Annotated in this window: 17 protein-coding genes; 10 read left to right on the forward strand and 7 right to left on the reverse strand. The window is 71.7% G+C overall.

The genetic code is table 11. From position 1 onward, the window contains the following. Positions 1-35: 35 nt before the first annotated feature. Both ACWCQ6_RS07335 and ACWCQ6_RS07340 read left to right on the forward strand, forming a co-directional pair. Positions 36-1,712: an AMP-binding protein gene (locus ACWCQ6_RS07335; RefSeq protein ID WP_451086354.1), complete on the forward strand. Its 1,677-nt coding sequence runs from the start codon at positions 36-38 to the stop codon at positions 1,710-1,712. Continuing rightward, complete coding sequence (locus ACWCQ6_RS07340; protein ID WP_451086356.1) at positions 1,709-3,316, forward strand: AMP-binding protein; 1,608 nt, start codon at positions 1,709-1,711, stop codon at positions 3,314-3,316. The genes ACWCQ6_RS07335 and ACWCQ6_RS07340 overlap by 4 nt, the downstream gene beginning before the upstream one ends. 22 nt (positions 3,317-3,338) lie before the next feature. Here ACWCQ6_RS07340 and ACWCQ6_RS07345 read toward each other — a convergent pair whose 3' ends face one another. The 3 genes from ACWCQ6_RS07345 to ACWCQ6_RS07355 all read right to left on the reverse strand — a co-directional run bounded on the left by ACWCQ6_RS07345 (position 3,339) and on the right by ACWCQ6_RS07355 (position 4,946). After that, positions 3,339-3,560, reverse strand: coding sequence for a hypothetical protein (locus ACWCQ6_RS07345; protein WP_451086358.1), 222 nt, complete (start codon positions 3,558-3,560; stop codon positions 3,339-3,341). A gap of 76 nt (positions 3,561-3,636) precedes the next feature. Continuing rightward, on the reverse strand, positions 3,637-4,191 hold the full coding sequence (locus tag ACWCQ6_RS07350) for a GNAT family N-acetyltransferase (RefSeq protein WP_451086360.1): 555 nt from the start codon (positions 4,189-4,191) through the stop codon (positions 3,637-3,639). Between the two features lie 29 nt (positions 4,192-4,220). Next, on the reverse strand, positions 4,221-4,946 hold the full coding sequence (locus tag ACWCQ6_RS07355) for a hypothetical protein (protein ID WP_451086511.1): 726 nt from the start codon (positions 4,944-4,946) through the stop codon (positions 4,221-4,223). Between the two features lie 390 nt (positions 4,947-5,336). On the opposite strand from ACWCQ6_RS07355, the gene ACWCQ6_RS07360 reads away from it, so the two are divergent. The 6 genes from ACWCQ6_RS07360 to ACWCQ6_RS07385 all read left to right on the forward strand — a co-directional run bounded on the left by ACWCQ6_RS07360 (position 5,337) and on the right by ACWCQ6_RS07385 (position 9,622). Next, positions 5,337-5,588 carry a hypothetical protein gene (locus ACWCQ6_RS07360; RefSeq protein WP_451086362.1) on the forward strand — a complete coding sequence of 84 codons (252 nt, stop codon included), beginning with the start codon at positions 5,337-5,339 and terminating at the stop codon, positions 5,586-5,588. After that, positions 5,585-5,962, forward strand: a complete 378-nt coding sequence (locus ACWCQ6_RS07365; RefSeq protein ID WP_451086364.1) for a helix-turn-helix domain-containing protein — start codon at positions 5,585-5,587, stop codon at positions 5,960-5,962. The genes ACWCQ6_RS07360 and ACWCQ6_RS07365 overlap by 4 nt, the downstream gene beginning before the upstream one ends. A 191-nt stretch (positions 5,963-6,153) precedes the next feature. Beyond that, positions 6,154-6,663, forward strand: coding sequence for a 2-oxo-4-hydroxy-4-carboxy-5-ureidoimidazoline decarboxylase (uraD, locus tag ACWCQ6_RS07370; protein ID WP_451086366.1), 510 nt, complete (start codon positions 6,154-6,156; stop codon positions 6,661-6,663). Between the two features lie 5 nt (positions 6,664-6,668). Next, complete coding sequence (gene uraH / locus ACWCQ6_RS07375) at positions 6,669-7,061, forward strand: hydroxyisourate hydrolase (protein ID WP_451086368.1); 393 nt, start codon at positions 6,669-6,671, stop codon at positions 7,059-7,061. 5 nt (positions 7,062-7,066) lie between these two features. Next, positions 7,067-7,999: a factor-independent urate hydroxylase gene (gene pucL, locus ACWCQ6_RS07380; protein WP_451086370.1), complete on the forward strand. Its 933-nt coding sequence runs from the start codon at positions 7,067-7,069 to the stop codon at positions 7,997-7,999. Positions 8,000-8,230: 231 nt separating this feature from the next. After that, positions 8,231-9,622: an 8-oxoguanine deaminase gene (locus tag ACWCQ6_RS07385; protein ID WP_451086372.1), complete on the forward strand. Its 1,392-nt coding sequence runs from the start codon at positions 8,231-8,233 to the stop codon at positions 9,620-9,622. Between the two features lie 211 nt (positions 9,623-9,833). Here ACWCQ6_RS07385 and ACWCQ6_RS07390 read toward each other — a convergent pair whose 3' ends face one another. Both ACWCQ6_RS07390 and ACWCQ6_RS07395 read right to left on the reverse strand, forming a co-directional pair. Beyond that, positions 9,834-10,712 carry a chitosanase gene (locus tag ACWCQ6_RS07390; RefSeq protein ID WP_451086374.1) on the reverse strand — a complete coding sequence of 293 codons (879 nt, stop codon included), beginning with the start codon at positions 10,710-10,712 and terminating at the stop codon, positions 9,834-9,836. A 192-nt stretch (positions 10,713-10,904) separates the two neighbouring features. Then, a complete protein-coding gene (locus ACWCQ6_RS07395; protein ID WP_451086376.1) occupies positions 10,905-11,213 on the reverse strand; it encodes an SH3 domain-containing protein in 309 nt (102 codons plus the stop codon). Between the two features lie 259 nt (positions 11,214-11,472). On the opposite strand from ACWCQ6_RS07395, the gene ACWCQ6_RS07400 reads away from it, so the two are divergent. Both ACWCQ6_RS07400 and ACWCQ6_RS07405 read left to right on the forward strand, forming a co-directional pair. Then, positions 11,473-12,156 carry an alpha/beta fold hydrolase gene (locus tag ACWCQ6_RS07400; protein ID WP_451086378.1) on the forward strand — a complete coding sequence of 228 codons (684 nt, stop codon included), beginning with the start codon at positions 11,473-11,475 and terminating at the stop codon, positions 12,154-12,156. A gap of 101 nt (positions 12,157-12,257) precedes the next feature. Beyond that, positions 12,258-14,387 carry a hypothetical protein gene (locus ACWCQ6_RS07405; RefSeq protein ID WP_451086380.1) on the forward strand — a complete coding sequence of 710 codons (2,130 nt, stop codon included), beginning with the start codon at positions 12,258-12,260 and terminating at the stop codon, positions 14,385-14,387. Positions 14,388-14,437: 50 nt separating this feature from the next. Here the strand turns inward: ACWCQ6_RS07405 and ACWCQ6_RS07410 are convergent, their stop codons facing one another. Beyond that, the gene (locus ACWCQ6_RS07410; RefSeq protein ID WP_451086382.1) at positions 14,438-15,499 is read right to left on the reverse strand and encodes an amidohydrolase family protein; all 1,062 of its coding nucleotides are present in this window, start codon (positions 15,497-15,499) and stop codon (positions 14,438-14,440) included. Between the two features lie 196 nt (positions 15,500-15,695). Continuing rightward, positions 15,696-16,325: a TetR/AcrR family transcriptional regulator gene (locus ACWCQ6_RS07415; protein WP_451086384.1), complete on the reverse strand. Its 630-nt coding sequence runs from the start codon at positions 16,323-16,325 to the stop codon at positions 15,696-15,698. Between the last annotated feature and the right edge of the window lie 43 nt (positions 16,326-16,368).

Below are 16,368 nucleotides of genomic sequence, written 5' to 3' on the forward strand. Positions count from 1 at the left end.
TAAGCGACCGGTCCGGTCCGCAATGAGGAGGGCACATGTCGGCAACCAGCGCGACGGAATCGTTCCGGGCTGCCCGGGACTTTCTGCTGAAGCACCGCGAGGACTACCACGCGGCCTACGAGGGCTTCAGCTGGCCCAGGACCGACCATTTCAACTGGGCCCTCGACTGGTTCGACGTCATCGCCGAGAACAACGGCCGCACCGCTCTGCACATCGTGGAGGAGGACGGCGGCCGCACCGAGGTGTCCTTCGCACGGATGTCCGCCCGGTCCAACCAGGCCGCGAACTGGCTGCGCGCCCAGGGCGTGCGCGCCGGGGACCGGATCCTCGTCATGCTCGGCAACCAGGTCGAGCTGTGGGAGACCGCCCTCGCCGCGATGAAGCTGCGCGCCGTGGTCATCCCCGCCACCCCGCTGCTCGGCCCGGTCGACCTGCGCGACCGGGTGGAGCGCGGCCGGGTCCGGCACGTCCTGGTCCGGGACACCGACACCGCGAAGTTCGACGAGGTGCCCGGCGAATACTCCCGGTTCGCCGTCGGCGTGGACGTGCCCGGCTGGCTGTCGTACGCCGGGGCCGACGAGCAGCCGGAGACCTTCGAGGCGGACCGGAAGACCGACGCCGACGAGCCGCTGATGCTCTACTTCACCTCCGGCACGACCGCCAGCCCCAAGCTCGTCGAGCACACCCATGTCTCGTACCCCGTGGGCCACTTGTCGACGATGTACTGGATCGGCCTCAAGCCCGGGGACGTCCACCTCAACATCTCCTCGCCCGGCTGGGCCAAGCACGCCTGGTCGAACCTCTTCGCGCCCTGGAGTGCCGAGGCGACCGTCTTCATCTTCAACTACACCCGCTTCGACGCGGGCCGGCTGATGGCCGAGATGGACCGCTCGGGAGTCACCAGCTTCTGTGCCCCGCCCACCGTGTGGCGGATGCTGATCCAGGCCGACCTCTCCCAGCTGAAGACCCCGCCGCGCGAGGTCGTCGCGGCCGGTGAGCCACTGAACCCGGAGGTCATCGAGACGGTGCGGCGCACCTGGGGCGTCACCATCCGCGACGGCTTCGGCCAGACCGAGACCGCCGTCCAGGTCGCCAACACCCCGGGCCAGCTGCTGAAGGCCGGTTCGATGGGGCGGCCCAGCCCCGGCTTCAAGGTCGAGCTCCTGGACCCGGTCACCGGCGAGCCCGGCGCGGCCGAGGGCGAGATCTCCCTCGATCTGTCCGGCCGCCCGGTGGGCCTGATGACCGGCTACCACGGCGACCCGGACCGTACCGCCGAGGCCATGGCCGGCGGCTACTACCGCACCGGCGACATCGGCTCGCGCGACGCGGACGGATACATCACCTATGTCGGCCGCGCCGACGACGTGTTCAAGGCATCCGACTACAAGATCTCGCCGTTCGAGCTGGAGAGCGCCCTGCTGGAACACGAGGCGGTCGCCGAGGCCGCTGTCGTCCCCGCCCCCGACCCGGTCCGGCTCGCCGTCCCGAAGGCGTACATCGTGCTCGCGGAGGGCTGGGAGCCCGGCCCGGACACGGCGAAGGTGCTGTTCGAACACTCCCGGTCGGTCCTCGCCCCGTACAAGCGGGTCCGCAAGCTGGAGTTCGCCGAGCTGCCCAAGACCGTCTCCGGCAAGATCCGCCGCATCGAACTGCGCGAGCGCACGGCCCAGGGAACCGGCACCGAGTACGACGAGGGTGATCTGCGATGAGCGAGCTCTCCTACGCGCACGGCACCGGCACCACGGCGCTGCTCGGCGACACCGTCGGACGCAATCTGGACCGCGCGATCGAGGCGTTCGGCGACCGCGAGGCGCTCGTGGACGTCGCGTCCGGACGGCGCTGGACCTACGCCGAATTCGGCGCGGCGGTCGACGAGCTGGCCCGCGCCCTGATGGCCTCGGGCGTGGCCAAGGGGGACCGGGTCGGTATCTGGGCGGTCAACTGCCCGGAGTGGGTGCTCGTGCAGTACGCCACCGCCCGCATCGGCGCCATCATGGTCAACATCAACCCGGCGTACCGGGCGCACGAGCTGGCGTACGTGCTGAAGCAGGCCGGGATCTCGCTCCTGGTCTCCTCGCTCTCGCACCGCACCAGCGACTACCGCGCCCTGGTCGGCCAGGTCCGAGCCGACTGCCCCGAGCTGCGCGCCGTGCACTACATCGGCGACCCGTCCTGGGACGAACTGCTGGCCGCCTCCGGATCCGTGACGGCACGGCAGCTCGCCGCGCGGGAAGCCGAGTTGTCCTGCGACGACCCGATCAACATCCAGTACACCTCCGGCACCACCGGCTTCCCCAAGGGGGCCACCCTCTCCCACCACAACATCCTCAACAACGGGTACTTCGTGGGGGAGCTGGTCGCCTACACGGAACAGGACCGGATCTGTCTGCCCGTCCCCTTCTACCACTGCTTCGGCATGGTCATGGGCAATCTGGGCGCCACCTCGCACGGCGCGTGCATCGTGATCCCGGCCCCCGCCTTCGAGGCAGCCGCCGTGCTCGCCGCCGTGCAACAGGAGCGCTGCACCTCGCTCTACGGCGTCCCCACCATGTTCATCGCGGAGCTGAACCTCCCCGACTTCGCCTCGTACGACCTCTCCTCGCTGCGCACCGGCATCATGGCCGGATCGCCCTGCCCGGTCGAGGTGATGAAGCGGGTCGTCACCGAGATGCACATGGACGAGGTGTCCATCTGTTACGGCATGACGGAGACCTCACCGGTCTCCACCCAGACCCGCCGCGACGACGACCTCGAACGCCGCACCGGCACCGTCGGCCGCGTGATGCCGCACATCGAGGTCAAGGTCGTCGACCCGGTGACCGGGGTGACGCTGGAGCGCGGCGTGCCGGGTGAACTCCGCACCCGTGGCTACAGCGTGATGCTCGGCTACTGGGAGCAGCCCGAGCGGACCGCCGAGGCCATCGACGCCGGTCGCTGGATGCACACCGGCGACCTCGCGGTGATGCGTGAGGACGGCTACGTACAGATAGTCGGCCGGATCAAGGACATGATCATCCGCGGTGGCGAGAACGTCTATCCGCGCGAGATCGAGGAGTTCCTCTACGGCCACCCGAAGATCGCCGATGTGCAGGTGGTGGGCGTACCGGACGACACCTACGGCGAGGAGATCCTGGCCTGTGTCATCCCGAGGAACCCGGCGGACCCGCCGACCCTGGACGAGGTGACGGCCTTCTGCCGCGAGCAGTTGGCGCACTACAAGATCCCCCGGCAGCTGCGGATCCTGGAGGCCTTCCCGATGACGGTCAGCGGGAAGGTCCGGAAGATCGAACTGCGGGAGGGCTACGGGCAGTAGAGCCGGATCGACCCGGGCGTCGTCAGGCGGCCTCGATGATGTCGCCGCTGACGCCCCGGGTCGCGGCCGCCCATTCGATCAGCAGTACCTCGTAGGCGGCGGACTCCACCGAGGACCAGTCCTGGCCCGCGCGCGCGTCCACGAGCGCCCGTATCGCCTCGTTCGCGCGGGCGGCGGACGAGGGTGCCGGCCGGGAGGTGCGCGGCCGGTTGGCGGATGGGGTATGCCGTGGAGTTAATGCCATGGGCACAACCTTAAGGCCCGCCACTGACAGTGGCCGAACATTTGTGGCCCCCTGGCCCCAACGTGACCGATTGCACTCACTGTTGCCGGTCGGCTCCGGTGAGCTGCCGGGGGTGACCGGTGTGCGGGGTTTCGCGTCGCATGCAGACCCTCGGCCAGTGGTCCAGGCCGTGTTCGGCCTCCTGCGCCCTGATCTTCCGCAGCCCGTCGGTGAGTTCGGATTCGGCGAGCGTGCGGAAGCCGAGGCGGGCGTAGTACGGCGCGTTCCAGGGGACGTGGGAGAAGGTCGTGAGCGTGAGCGCGCCCAGACCCTGCTCGCCGGCCCAGCCGGCGAGGTGGTCGATCAGCGTGCTTCCCACGCCGCGCCGTGCGGCGGACGGATGCACGGAGACCTGTTCGATGTGGGCCGCCCCGTCGACCCGGTCCGCGATCAGATAGCCGACCGGGTGGTCCTCGGGGTCCGCGGCCACCCAGGCGCGGCCGGCCCGGCGGTACTCCTCCAGCAGGCCGAGCGGCGGCGGATCGTCGTCCGCGATCGCGGACATGCCGAGGGTGCGGAACGGTTCGCCGGCGGCACGCTCGATGCCCTGGAGCATCGGAAGGTCGGTGCGACGGGCGGTACGGATGCGCATACGGCCAGTATGTCGCCCCGGGACACGGCTCAGGCCCCGGTGCTGAGCAGCTCGTCGGCAGGGCTGTTGACCGGCCGCGGCGTTCCCGCCGGGTCCAGCACGAAGAGCGGCATGCCCAGGCCGTCCGCGCGCGCCGTGGCCTCCGGCGCGTACCCCGGGAGCGAGAAGAAGACGCCGGTGGCCGATGCGCTGAGCGCGTGCAGCCAGAGGCACTCGACATCGCGCAGGGTGGTCGGGCGGGTGACCGTGTCGACCTGGGCCACCAACCCGGCGGCCCGCAGGTCGATCCGGTCGGGCGCGGGCTCCGGCGGCCGCACCACGTCCCGGTAGCCCAGCCAGCTCAGATAACGGGCCGCGGTCGCGAGCGCGTCGCCCGCACCGCGGATGGCGACGGCGCGGAACGCGGTCCGGGGCGCCGGGGCCGTGCGCGGCAGCGGGATGTGCGTGGGGCCGGCGGGCGGGGTGCGGTCCTCGGGTGCGGGGGCGCCGTCGGCCGCCGCCGGCCGGACCGGGATGCGCAGCACCGTACCGCAAGGGCAGCACAGCTCCGGCTGCGGCCACTGATCCAGCCGCCCGCAGGCGGGGCAGCACACCGCCACCCAGTCGTCGTTCCAGGTGCGGTGGGTGATCGGGACGGCCGGGGCGCCGCGCAGCACGGGCGGGGCGGTCGGCGCTCCGCACGGGCAGGGGTAGGCCGACGGGCGGTACGCGTGGTCGCGGCCGCAGGCCGGACAGCGCACCGGCACCGACTCCACCATGTATCACCCTCCGGCTCCGCTCCAGACCCTCATCGTCCACCAAGCGGGAGGTCCGGGGGAGGGTCTTGGCGCACTTCGTGGACCGGCGCGCGCACCAGGGCGTGTCCGGCGGATCATGGCCGGGGTCGCGGCGTCCTCGGCGCGCTGCTCGCCGGCGCCGCCCTGTCGACGGCCCCCGCGCCGCCCGGCGCCCGACGGTCCCCGGGGGCCGCGCCGGAGGTCGAGCACGGTGACCTCCTTCCGGATCGACGCCCGCGACGGCGGCCTGACCCGCACCGGCCGGGCGCGCGCTCGGATCCGGCGCCGGACCGCCCCGCCCGTCTCCGTTAGGGTCGGGCCCGAGCCGCGGGCCTCACAGCCGCGCGGTGAACGCATGAGGGAGGCACAGTGCGCTTGAGAGTGGAGTTCACCACCGAGCCCTTCGATCTCGACGAGGCGCCCGCCCACGCGGTCGTGGCTCGCGAGGTCATCCAGTCGGCCGACCTGGACGCCGTGGACGTCGGCCCCTTCGGCAACACGGCGGAGGGCGGCGCGGACGCGGTGCTCATCGCGGTGGACTCGTTGCTCCGCCGGGCCCTGGCATCGGGTGCCACCCGAGTGTCCCTCCAGGTCAATGTGATCGGGGAGGACGCCAAGTGACCGAACCGGCCGACCATCCGCTCGTCACGGCGGTCAAGCCGCTCGTCGACGCCATGGGTGCCGAGCTGCTGGGGCCCGAGCAGGCCCAGCCCGACGACGTCGTACTGGCCTGGGAGGGCGAGGACGTCATAGCCGTACGGCTGCCCCAGCTCTCGGAGTCGCTCGATCACATTCTGGCCGCCCTGGAGCGCCGGCACGGGATGCCGCTCGCCGAACTGGACCGCAGGGCCAAGCAGTCGGTGGTGCGGGCCCTGGAGGCACGTGGTGCCTTCTCGGTGCGGCACGGTGTGGAGACGGTGGCGGGCGCGCTGGGAGTCAGCCGCTTCACCGTCTACAACTACCTGAACAGGGAAAATGCCACCAAAGGTGAGTAGTTGAGGCCGTAGTCGAGCGAACGCGGTGGAAGACCGCGCAGGGCCGTCGTCCGGGGAGCCGGGCGGCGGCTTTCTGCGTTCGCGTAATTTCAACAAAGTGTTGACGCGGTGTTGTGGAGGGCGTTAGCTATCCGCAGCCCGACCGACGCGAAGCGAAGAACGCACAGCGAAAACAGCCACGGAGGCTCCCCGTGACTTCGAGCTCCACGCCGGGCCTCGCCCGGTTCAACACCCTGGCGGACGACGAGGCCACCGCCGTGTTGCACGAGGTGTGTGCCAGTGCGGCATGGGGAAGAGTGATCCTCTCCCGACGCCCGTACGTCACCGCGGAAGCCCTCCTTCGTACCAGTGACGCCGCCACGGCCGCACTGGCCCGGGAGGATCTGGCCGACGCGATGGCCGGTCACCCGCCGATAGGCCGCCCGAAGCCCGGAGACGCGGCCTCCCTCCGCGAACAGCGGGGGATGGCGGGCGCCACCGAGGAACTCAAGGCCGAGATGCTCGAACTGAACCTGGCCTACCAGGAGCGGTTCGGACATGTCTTCCTGATCTGCGCCACCGGAGCCACCGGTGAGCAGATGCGCGACGCGGTGAAGTCCCGGATCGGGAACTCGCCCGAGCAGGAGCGCGGGATCGCGCGCACCGAGCTGGGCAAGATCAACCGCATCCGGCTGACCCGTCTCGTGACCGAAGGAGAGTGACGGTCTTGAGTACCGACACCACCGCATCGGTGTCCACCCACATCCTGGACACCAGCATCGGCCGCCCCGCCGCGGCCGTCGCCATCACGCTCGCCGCCCGCAGTGGCGCCGACGCGCCCTGGGCACCGCTCGGCGGATCCGCCACCGACGCGGACGGTCGATGCAAGGACCTGCCGGCGCTGCCGGAGGGCACCACCCATGTACGCCTCGGCTTCGAGACCGAGGCGTACTTCGCAGCCAAGAAGCAAGCCGAGGCGCAGCAGGACGCCCCCCGCGCAAGGGACAGCGGTGCGTTCTTCCCTGAAGTGGCGATCACCTTCGCCGTCCTGCCGGGCGAGCACTATCACGTGCCGCTGCTGCTCAACCCGTTCGGCTACTCCGTATACCGAGGGAGCTAGCAGACATGCCCACGATTCTCGGCCAGAACCAGTACGGCAAAGCGGAGAACCGCGTCGTAAAGATCACGAGGGACGGCGACACCCATCACATCAAGGACCTGAACGTCTCCGTCGCACTCTCCGGCGACCTGGACGACGTCCACTACAACGGCTCGAACGCCAACTGCCTTCCGACGGACACCACGAAGAACACCTGCTTCGCGTTCGCCAAGGAATTCGGCATCGAGTCGGCCGAGCAGTACGGCATCCACCTCGCCCGGCACTTCGTGGACAGCCAGCCCTCGATCCACCGCGCGCGCATCCGCATCGAGGAGTACGCCTGGGAGCGCATCGCCGGCTCCGAGGGCAACTCCGAGTCCATCGGCGCCGACGAGGTCAAGCACTCCTTCGTCCGCAAGGGGCAGGAGACCCGCCTCGCGCAGATCACGTACGACGGCGAGAAGTTCGAAGTCCTGTCCGGGCTCAAGGACCTGACCCTGATGAACACCACGAACTCCGAGTTCTGGGGCTACATCAAGGACAAGTACACGACGCTCCAGGAGGACTACGACCGGATCCTCGCCACGTCCCTGTCGACGTGGTGGCGGCACAACTGGACATCCGGCGAGCAGCGCATGCCGCAGTGGGAGAAGTCCTACGCGCAGGTCAAGAAGCACATCCTGCACGCGTTCGTGGAGACGTACTCGCTCTCGCTCCAGCAGACGCTGTACCAGATGGGTTCGCGGGTCATCAACAACCGCAGCGAGATCGACGAGATCCGTTTCTCCGCCCCCAACAAGCACCACTTCCGACAGGACCTCTCCGCCTTCGGCCTGGAGAACGAAGCCAAGGACGGCGCCGTGTACTACGCCGCCGACCGCCCCTACGGCCTGATCGAGGCCACCATCCTGCGCGACGGCTGCGAGCCGCACATCCCGGTCGACATGACCAACCTCTGACGCGGGGCGCGCATCCCCGCCGCCCGCAGTCGGCGGGGACGCGCCACACCGGAGGGAGGAGGGCGCAGCGGGCTGCGCCGACGACCGACAACGCGGCGAGCAATGGGGTCTCCCCTGCTCGAGCGAAGCCGAGAGCTTGGGGAAGTGCCGGGCGTTCCCGGCCAGGCGGGACTTTCGGAACACTAGGGTCCTGCCGCGCCCGCATCGCCACTCATCCCGGAAGGAAGCACCATGGCACCTTCGGCAGACCCCGTATCCCGCATCGTCATCGAGAACGTGGCCATCGCCACGGTCGACGCCCACGACACCGAGTACGCCTGCGGCCACCTCGTCGTCGCCGGCAACAGGATCGAGTGCCTCGGCGCAGGCCGGGCCCCCGAGGGCCTGGAGAACGTCGTACGCCGCATCGACGGCACCGGGCACCTGGTCACCCCCGGCCTGGTCAATACGCACCACCATTTCTACCAGTGGATCACCCGCGGCCTGGCCACCGACCACAACCTGTTCGACTGGCTGGTCGCCCTCTACCCGACGTGGGCGCGCATCGACGAGCCGATGGTCCGGGCCGCCGCCCAGGGCTCGCTCGCCATGATGGCCCGCGGCGGCGTCACCACCGCCATGGACCACCACTACGTCTACCCGCAGGGATCCGGCGATCTGTCCGGCGCCGTCGTCGGGGCCGCCCGCGACATGGGCGTACGGTTCACCCTCGCCCGCGGGTCCATGGACCGCAGTGTCAAGGACGGCGGACTGCCGCCGGACTTCGCGGTGGAGACCCTCAACGGCGCGCTCGCCGGCACCGAGGCGACCATCGACGCACACCACGACGCGTCGTTCGACTCGATGACCCAGGTCGCCGTCGCACCCTGCTCCCCGTTCTCCATCTCCACGGAACTGCTGCGACAGGGCGCCGAGCTGGCCCGCCGCAAGGGGGTGCGCATGCACACCCACGGCTCGGAGACGGTCGAGGAGGAGAAGTTCTGCCACGAGCTGTTCGGGATGGGGCCGACCGACTACTTCGAGTCCACCGGCTGGCTCGGCGAAGACGTGTGGATGGCGCACTGCGTCCACATGAACGACTCCGACATTGCCGCGTTCGCCCGTACCGGAACCGGCGTCGCGCACTGTCCCTCGTCCAACGCCCGGCTTGCCGCGGGCATCGCCCGGGTCCCCGACATGCTCGCGGCAGGCGTCCCGGTCGGCCTCGGTGTCGACGGCACCGCCTCCAACGAGTCCGGCGAACTCCACACCGAACTGCGCAACGCTCTCCTCATCAACCGCCTCGGCGCCCACCGCGAGAAGGCCCTGAACGCACGTCAGGCCCTGCGCCTGGGAACGTACGGCGGCGCCCAGGTGCTCGGCCGCGCCGACCAGATCGGCTCCCTGGAACGCGGCAAGCTCGCCGACCTGGTGCTCTGGAAGCTCGACACCCTCGCCCACGCCTCCATCGCCGACCCGGTGACCGCCCTCGTCTTCGGCGCGGCGGCCCCCGTCACCCTCTCCCTCGTCAACGGCAGGCCGGTCGTCGAGGACAACCACCTGATCACCGCGGACGAGGACGCCATCGCCCGCGCCACCCGCGACGAGGCCCGCCGCCTCGCACGGATCGCCGCAGGAGCCTGACGCTCCCCGGCACCCCCGGAACCGGTCGGCCGAGGGGGACGGCCCTCGGCCGGACGCCGTGGACCCGAGCGGGGTCCACGACTGCGGGGGCGACCGGTGCCGCGCACTGACCCGGTCCGGTCCGGCCCGGCCCGGCCCGGTACGGCGCTGTGGCGCGTACGGTGCCCCTCGCGGGGGCGCCGTACGCGCCGCGGCGGTGCCGTCCGGTGCGTCAGCCGATGTGGTAGCTGTCGCCGTACACCCTCCAGTCGAGCGGCGGGTCCAGATTCAGATTGCCCTTCTTGAGGAAGACCCGCTGGGCGGTGTCCACCCGGCTGGTGTCCTCGTGGGCCTCCTCCTGCTTCATCGCCCAGACGCGGGCGTCGAGGAAGGCGTTGAGGTACGTGACCTCGTTGCCGCCCTGGGACGGCGGCTTCGCCTTGGAGAGGGCCCGCTTGCGGATGGAGCTGAAGCTGGTGCTGTCGTCGCCGTCGCCGTGCATGACGATGGCGTCGTAGTACGCGAACTGGCCCAGCGTGCCGATGCCGTCGGCCTTGCCCCGCTTGACGGCCGGGTTGAAGTACACCCGGTCCCGCTCGTCGTTCTGCGCCTGCCGGAACGCCGAGTCGGACGCGGCCTTCACCCAGTCCTTGGTGAAGTTCGGGTCGAGACCGCTGTGCGAGGGCGTGCCGTTGACCTTGCGCAGCGCGGGGAGGTACTTCGCGAGGACGTTGCCGGGCTTGCGCTCGGTGTACAGCTCGACGAGGTCGAGCATGTCGCCCGTGCCGGAGCAGAAACCGATGATGCCCGCGGTGTAGCCGCGGTCGTCGTCGATGTCCTCGATGTACTTGTACTGGGACTTCCAGTCGAGGGAGGAGTTCTCGGCGCTGGAGACCAGTTGCATGGCGATCTCCTTCTTCGCCGGATCGTCCAGCCCGGTCGCGGCGGCGGCCTTCGGGGCCGCTGCCGCCGGCTGCTGTGCCGCCTGGTGGGTGGGGCTACCGGCGTAGGCGGCGACGGGAATCGCCGTGAGGGCCAGTCCGACCGCGATGACCGTGATGCGCACGGAGCGGTTACTGCGACGTGCGGCGCGCTTATGGGGAGCGTGCACCAGTCCTCCAAGGGGAGTTCTTCGTAGCATCGGTCTGTTAGGAAGCTTTCCTATCAGAGTCGAAGAGGGCCGTACACCCCTCCGGCACCGGGGAGTTGAGGAGTTTCCCGCAACGCGGCAGCCCCGCACCGCGGAACGCGCGATGCGGGGCCGGTACGGGACGGACACGGGTCCGCGACGAGTGGCGCGGCCTCAGCAGTTGAGGTAGGCCACGTGGATCCAGACGCCCGTGCGTCCGCCCCACAGGTCACCCATGATCCATTCGCCCTGCTGGCCACGGGCGTCGAGGTTCTGACCCCGGTTCACCTGACCCAGGACCGGGTAATTGGCACCCGGTCCGCCGCGGAAGTTCACCCCGTTGTCGTTGACGGTGCAGACCGCCGCGGGCGCCTTCGCGGCCTGTGCGGCGGCGGGGCTCTGCGCGGCCTGGGCGGCGGGGCTCACGGCCAGCCCGAGACCGGCGGTCAGCACCATCGCGGCCAGCATCATCTTCTTCATCATGCGAATTTCTCCTCCGTGATCCGGCCCACGTCGGCGTGAGCCGTCCGCCAGCCCCAACGGGGTCGCCGACCGACGGGTCACGGGTCCTGACCGGACTTCGAGCAGCAGTGAAAGCGCAGGTCATATGGTGTGCGCACCGGCGTGCGCGGCAGCGGGGCGGATGCTTCCCGCGCCCACCGATCACGGGTTTGACCGGACCGGAGGCGGTAGGCGCCGCTGGATGCGTGCCGGGCGCCCACGCGCCTGTAGCGTCATGGGCATGGAAGATCAGTCTGTAGTGGATGTCGGTGACGTACGGCTGGCGTACCGGACCTGGGGCGACCCGTTCGGCTCTCCCGTGGTCCTGCTGCACGGCCTCGGCGGCTCCGCCGCGAGCTGGGAGGCGGCCGCCGCCCTGCTCGGCGAGGAGTGGCGGGTGTACGCCCTCGACCTGCGCGGCCACGGCGGGAGCGACTGGCCGGACGAGTGCTCCTGCGAGCTGATGCGGGACGACGTACTCGGCTTCCTGGACGAGTGCGAGCTCGACCGGGTCGGCCTGGTCGGCCATTCCATGGGCGGTGTCGTCGCCCATCTGCTCGCCCAGGAACACGCGGACCGGGTGGAGCGACTGGTACTGGTGGAGACCCCGCCGCCGTTCCCGAGCGAGCCGAAGCCGGCTGCCGCGCCGGAAGGGCCGGTGGAGTACGACCTGGCCGTCGTCGCTCCGATCCGGGCCGAGATGACCGACCCCGACCCGGCGTGGGCGGCCGGACTCGGCGAGATCGTCGCACCGACGCTGATCATCTCGGGCGGCCCGGAATCCACCATGCCGCAGGGGAGGTTGCCGGACATGGCCTCGCTCATTCCGGACTGCCGGCTGATCACCATCGGGGGCGGCCACCGGGTGCACGAGATCCACCCCGACCAGGTCGCCCACGAGGTCACGGACTTCTTCACCGGCTGAGGGCCGGCCCAAGCCCGTCCGGGTAGGGCCGAAGCCTGTCCGGGGCCGGCCGAAGGCAGGCGGCGTGGGCGTTGTCAGAGCCGGGTGCCATGATCCGCTGCATGGATCTCACCCGGTTCTTCGCCGACGTCGACGCCCAGCCGTGGGCGGATCTCCACCATGCCTACGGGAGCGCGGCCGACGTCCCCGACTGCCTGCGGGCGCTCGTCGGGGAGAGCGAGGAGGCCGCGTCCGAGGCGATCTCCGAGCTGTACGGCAGCATCCTGCACCAGGGCTCGGTCTACGGGGCCACGGCCCACGCCGTTCCCTACCTCGCGCGGCTCGCCACGGCTGGGTACCACACGGAGGACCTGCTGGTGCTGCTCGGCGGGATAGCCGAGGGCGGGGCGGACGAGGGCGACAGCGACGAAGCGGCCTGCCGGGCGGCTGTCGTCGGCCAACTGCCGCTGATTCTCGCGAAGGCCGACGCCGATGATCCGGGGCTCCGGCGGGCCGCGGCCTGGTCCGCCGCGATGACCGGCGCGGCCGAAAAGGTACTGCCGGTGCTCCGCCTGCGCGGGAAGACCGAGACGGATCCCCGGGTACGGGCCGAACTCCTCGGCGCCATGGCGCATCTGGACCCGCCGGGTACGGCCGCCGACGCGACCGCGGCCATCGGCGCGCACGAGCCCGGCGAGGTGCGGATCGCAGCACTGCTGGCCTGCGTGGACGGCGGACTGCCCTGGGGGCCCGCGCTCCACGAGGCGATGCTGTCCCTCCTGCCCGCGAACGACCTCGTCGAGGGCCGGCTGGACCTGGAGCGCAACGAACCGCTGCACTACGTCGTCGAGACGCTGCTGCGCCGCGACACCGACGCGGACCGCGATGCCGCGTACACCCTGCTCGATGCCGCCCTGCGCAGTGCGGTCCCCGAGGCACGGACGGAGGCGCTGTGGGCGGCCGAGACGGCCTGCCTGCTGTCGCGCAGCGCGCCGGAGCGGTTGGCCGGGGCCGTGGAGGCGCTGACCGCCGACCCGGCCTGTATGCCCTCGGCGTACTCGCTGCTCGCGAAGCTGGGCACACGGGCCGCGGCGGCTGTTGAGGTGCTGGTCGCCCTCGCCGGGGGCGAGGGCGACCCGGCGGACCGCGCACTGGAGGCGCTCGTCGCCGTGGCCCCCGACCGGGCCGCGCCGCTGCTGGCCCGTGAGCTGGGGCGGCGCCCACGCGCGCTCGGCGCGGCGTGCGGCTTCCCGGGCGCAGGCGCGGCCGGTGCATCGTTCCCGTACGACGCTGCGTTGCTGGACGCGATCCGTGCCCGGCTGGGTGCGGACGGCCTCGACACCGGAGAGGTCGTCCGGCTCGCCCTGCTGCTCGGCGCGTGGGGGAGCCGGGCGTCGGCTGCCCTGCCCGAGCTGCGGTCCGCGCTGCCCGGTGCCCCGAAGGCCGTGCCGAAGGCGCTGGCCGCGATCTGCCCGCCGGAGCACCGGGAGGCGACTGCGGAGCTCCTGACCGCCGCGGCCCGCACCGGCCCGGTGGACGGCCGGCTCGCCGCGGCGGTGGCGGTGCGCGAGCTGACCGGCGAGACGGGCCCGCTGCTGGCGGCGGTCGCCGACCGGCTCGCGCCCGGCGACCGCGAGGTGCAGGAGGCCGCGCGGCTCGCCGCGGAGCTCGGCCCGGAGGCGGCCGGGCTGGTGCCCGCGCTGCGGTCCGCGCTCAGCGGTGCCGAGGGCGCGCGCAACTCCCCGCAGCTGGACGCCGACGTGGAGATCGCCGTGGCGCTGTGGCGGATCACCGGTGACCCGGAGGAAGCGGTGCCGGTGCTGGCCGGTGTGCTCGCGGAGGCGGAGCCGACGTGGATGCGCTGGACGCTCGGCCGTGCCGCGGGGGCGGCGGCCCGCATCGGCGAAGCGGCCCGGCCGCTGGTTCCCGCGCTGGAGGGGCTGCTCGACGACCGGGTGCAGGTTCCGTCGGTGGTGGTCGCCCTCCGCTCGATCGCGCCCGAGTCCCTGGACGGCCCCCGCACCGCCGCGCTGCTTCTGGAGGCCGCGGAGCAGGACGACGACGCGGTCACCGCGCTGGACGCCCTTGTCGCACTCGGGCCCGCTGCCCTCGGCCCGGACCATCACCGCCGTCTGACCGCCCTGGCCGAACGGGACCTCCGGGTGCGGGCCTCGGGCCTGGGGCCGGCGATGACCCCGGCTGACGAACGGCTGCGGGAACAGGCACGCGAGGCGGCCCGAATACTGACCTGAGAGGACCTGACCTGGCCCTCACCGCGCGCCTTGTCCACCACACGCATCGCTCACCGGACGACGCGTCCCCGGAGCACGATCCGGCTCGGGTGATTCAGCGCGCCCGGGTCCAGCGTCGGGTCGGTGGCGTACGCGACGACATCGGCCGGTGCGCCGTCCACGAGGCCCGGCAGACCGAGCCAGGCCCGTGCCGTCCAGGACGCGGCGCCGAGTGCTTCGTGGGCCGGCAGACCGGCCCGTACCAGCCATTCCATCTCGCCCGCGACCGTCCCGCAAGGGAAGGAGTCCGTCCCCGCCAACACCGTCACCCGCGCCTCGTGGGCCGCGCGCACATTGTCGAGCATGGCGTCCCAGCCGGCCAGCCACAGATCACGGCGCACGCCCGGCTCCCGTGCCCGCATCGCGCCCTCCTTCGCGCCGAAGACGCTCAGCGTGGGAACGAACGCCGTGCCCTGCGCGGCCATCCGGTCCAGCAGGGCCGGGTCCAGATGCATGCCGTGCTCCAGGCTGTCGGCGCCCGCCAGTACGGCATTGCGGCTGCCCTCGGCGGTCTGGCAGTGCACCGCCACCTTCCCGCCCGCCGCGTGCACCGCCGCCACCACCGAGGTCAACAGCGGCAGCGGCAGGGCGGGTTCATCGGCGGCCCAGTCACCGATGACCTTGCACCACCCGGACGATGCGGTCGCCTCCTCCACGGCCGCCCGTGCCAACTCGGCCTCGCTCACATCGCGTCCGAAACCGGGGAAGAACCGGCCGGGTGTGGCCAGCCACCGCCCCGCCGACGTCACATGCGGCAGCTCCGGGTCCTTCGCCACCCACGCGGGCATCCGCTGCGCGGTGCCGGGGGTGCGCACCGCGAGCACCCCTGCGTCCCGGTGCTCGCCCAGCTGCCTGCGCAGCAAGTCCTCGTCGAAGGGCGCATCCGGCGCCGACGCGCCCGGATGCGTGTGCACGTCGACGAGACCGGGCAGCAGCCAGCCGCCGTCGACGACCGTCTCCGTATCCCGGCCCGTGAGCCCGCCGGGCGGAGGGCCCGCGCGGAGCACCTCGCCGTCGATCCAGAACGTGCGTTCCTCACGCTCGGGCAGCACTACACCTCGTATGCACAGCATCAGCCGACGGTACGGCACCCGGGGCCGAACGGCCGACACACATCGGCATATTGCGGAAGGTTCCGCTCCACCCTCTTGTCGGCGGCCCCGCACCGTGCGACACAGTGGGCACCGGCCTGAAACAGCGGGCCCGGGACGGCCGGCCGGTTCGCGGAGCGCTGCCGGGCCTCGCGAGCCGGTCGTACGGCATCCGGGATCAGACGCCCCGCAGCGCGCCTTCCGCCAAGGTCAGGCAGCGTTCCGCCAGGGCGGCCGGCCCCTGGGGTCCCGTTGCCGGGGCGTCGCCGGCCGCCCAGGTCTCCACCGCGGCCCGCACCGCCGCGCCGGCGACCCCGGCCATCAGCCGGATCTCCAGCGAGCCCACCCCGTCCGGGAGCCCGGTGCGCGCAGCGAGCACCCCTGCCAGGGTGGCGTCCGCGTCGTGGCACGCGGCGTTCCACACCGACTGGAGGGCCGGGCTGTCCGCCGCCATCCTCAGCAGCGACCGCACCCACTCCAGGGACTCCGAGGCCGCAGTGTCACCGGGCGCCGGGGTCAGCGCGCACGCTGCCGCGTGCCGCAGTGCGTCCGGCACCTGCAGGGCGCTCGGGGCGTCACGTACGGCCTCGACCCACTGCCGGGCGCCGACGGCGAGCAGCGGGGCAATGGCCTCCTCCTTGGTCGCGAAATAGCGGTAGAAGGTGCGCGGGGCGACGCCCGCGGCCCGCGCGATGTCCTCGGCGCGTGTGCCCCGCAGGCCGCGCTCCACGAAGAGCGCCGCCGCCGTACGGGCGATATCCAGTCGGGTCGCGGCCTTGCGGCGCTCCGTCAACGAACCACCTTGCATGCGGATCAGGGTATGCCCTGGAGGCACTTCGCCCCCGGACAGC

The organism is Streptomyces sp. NPDC001880 (assembly GCF_053594575.1).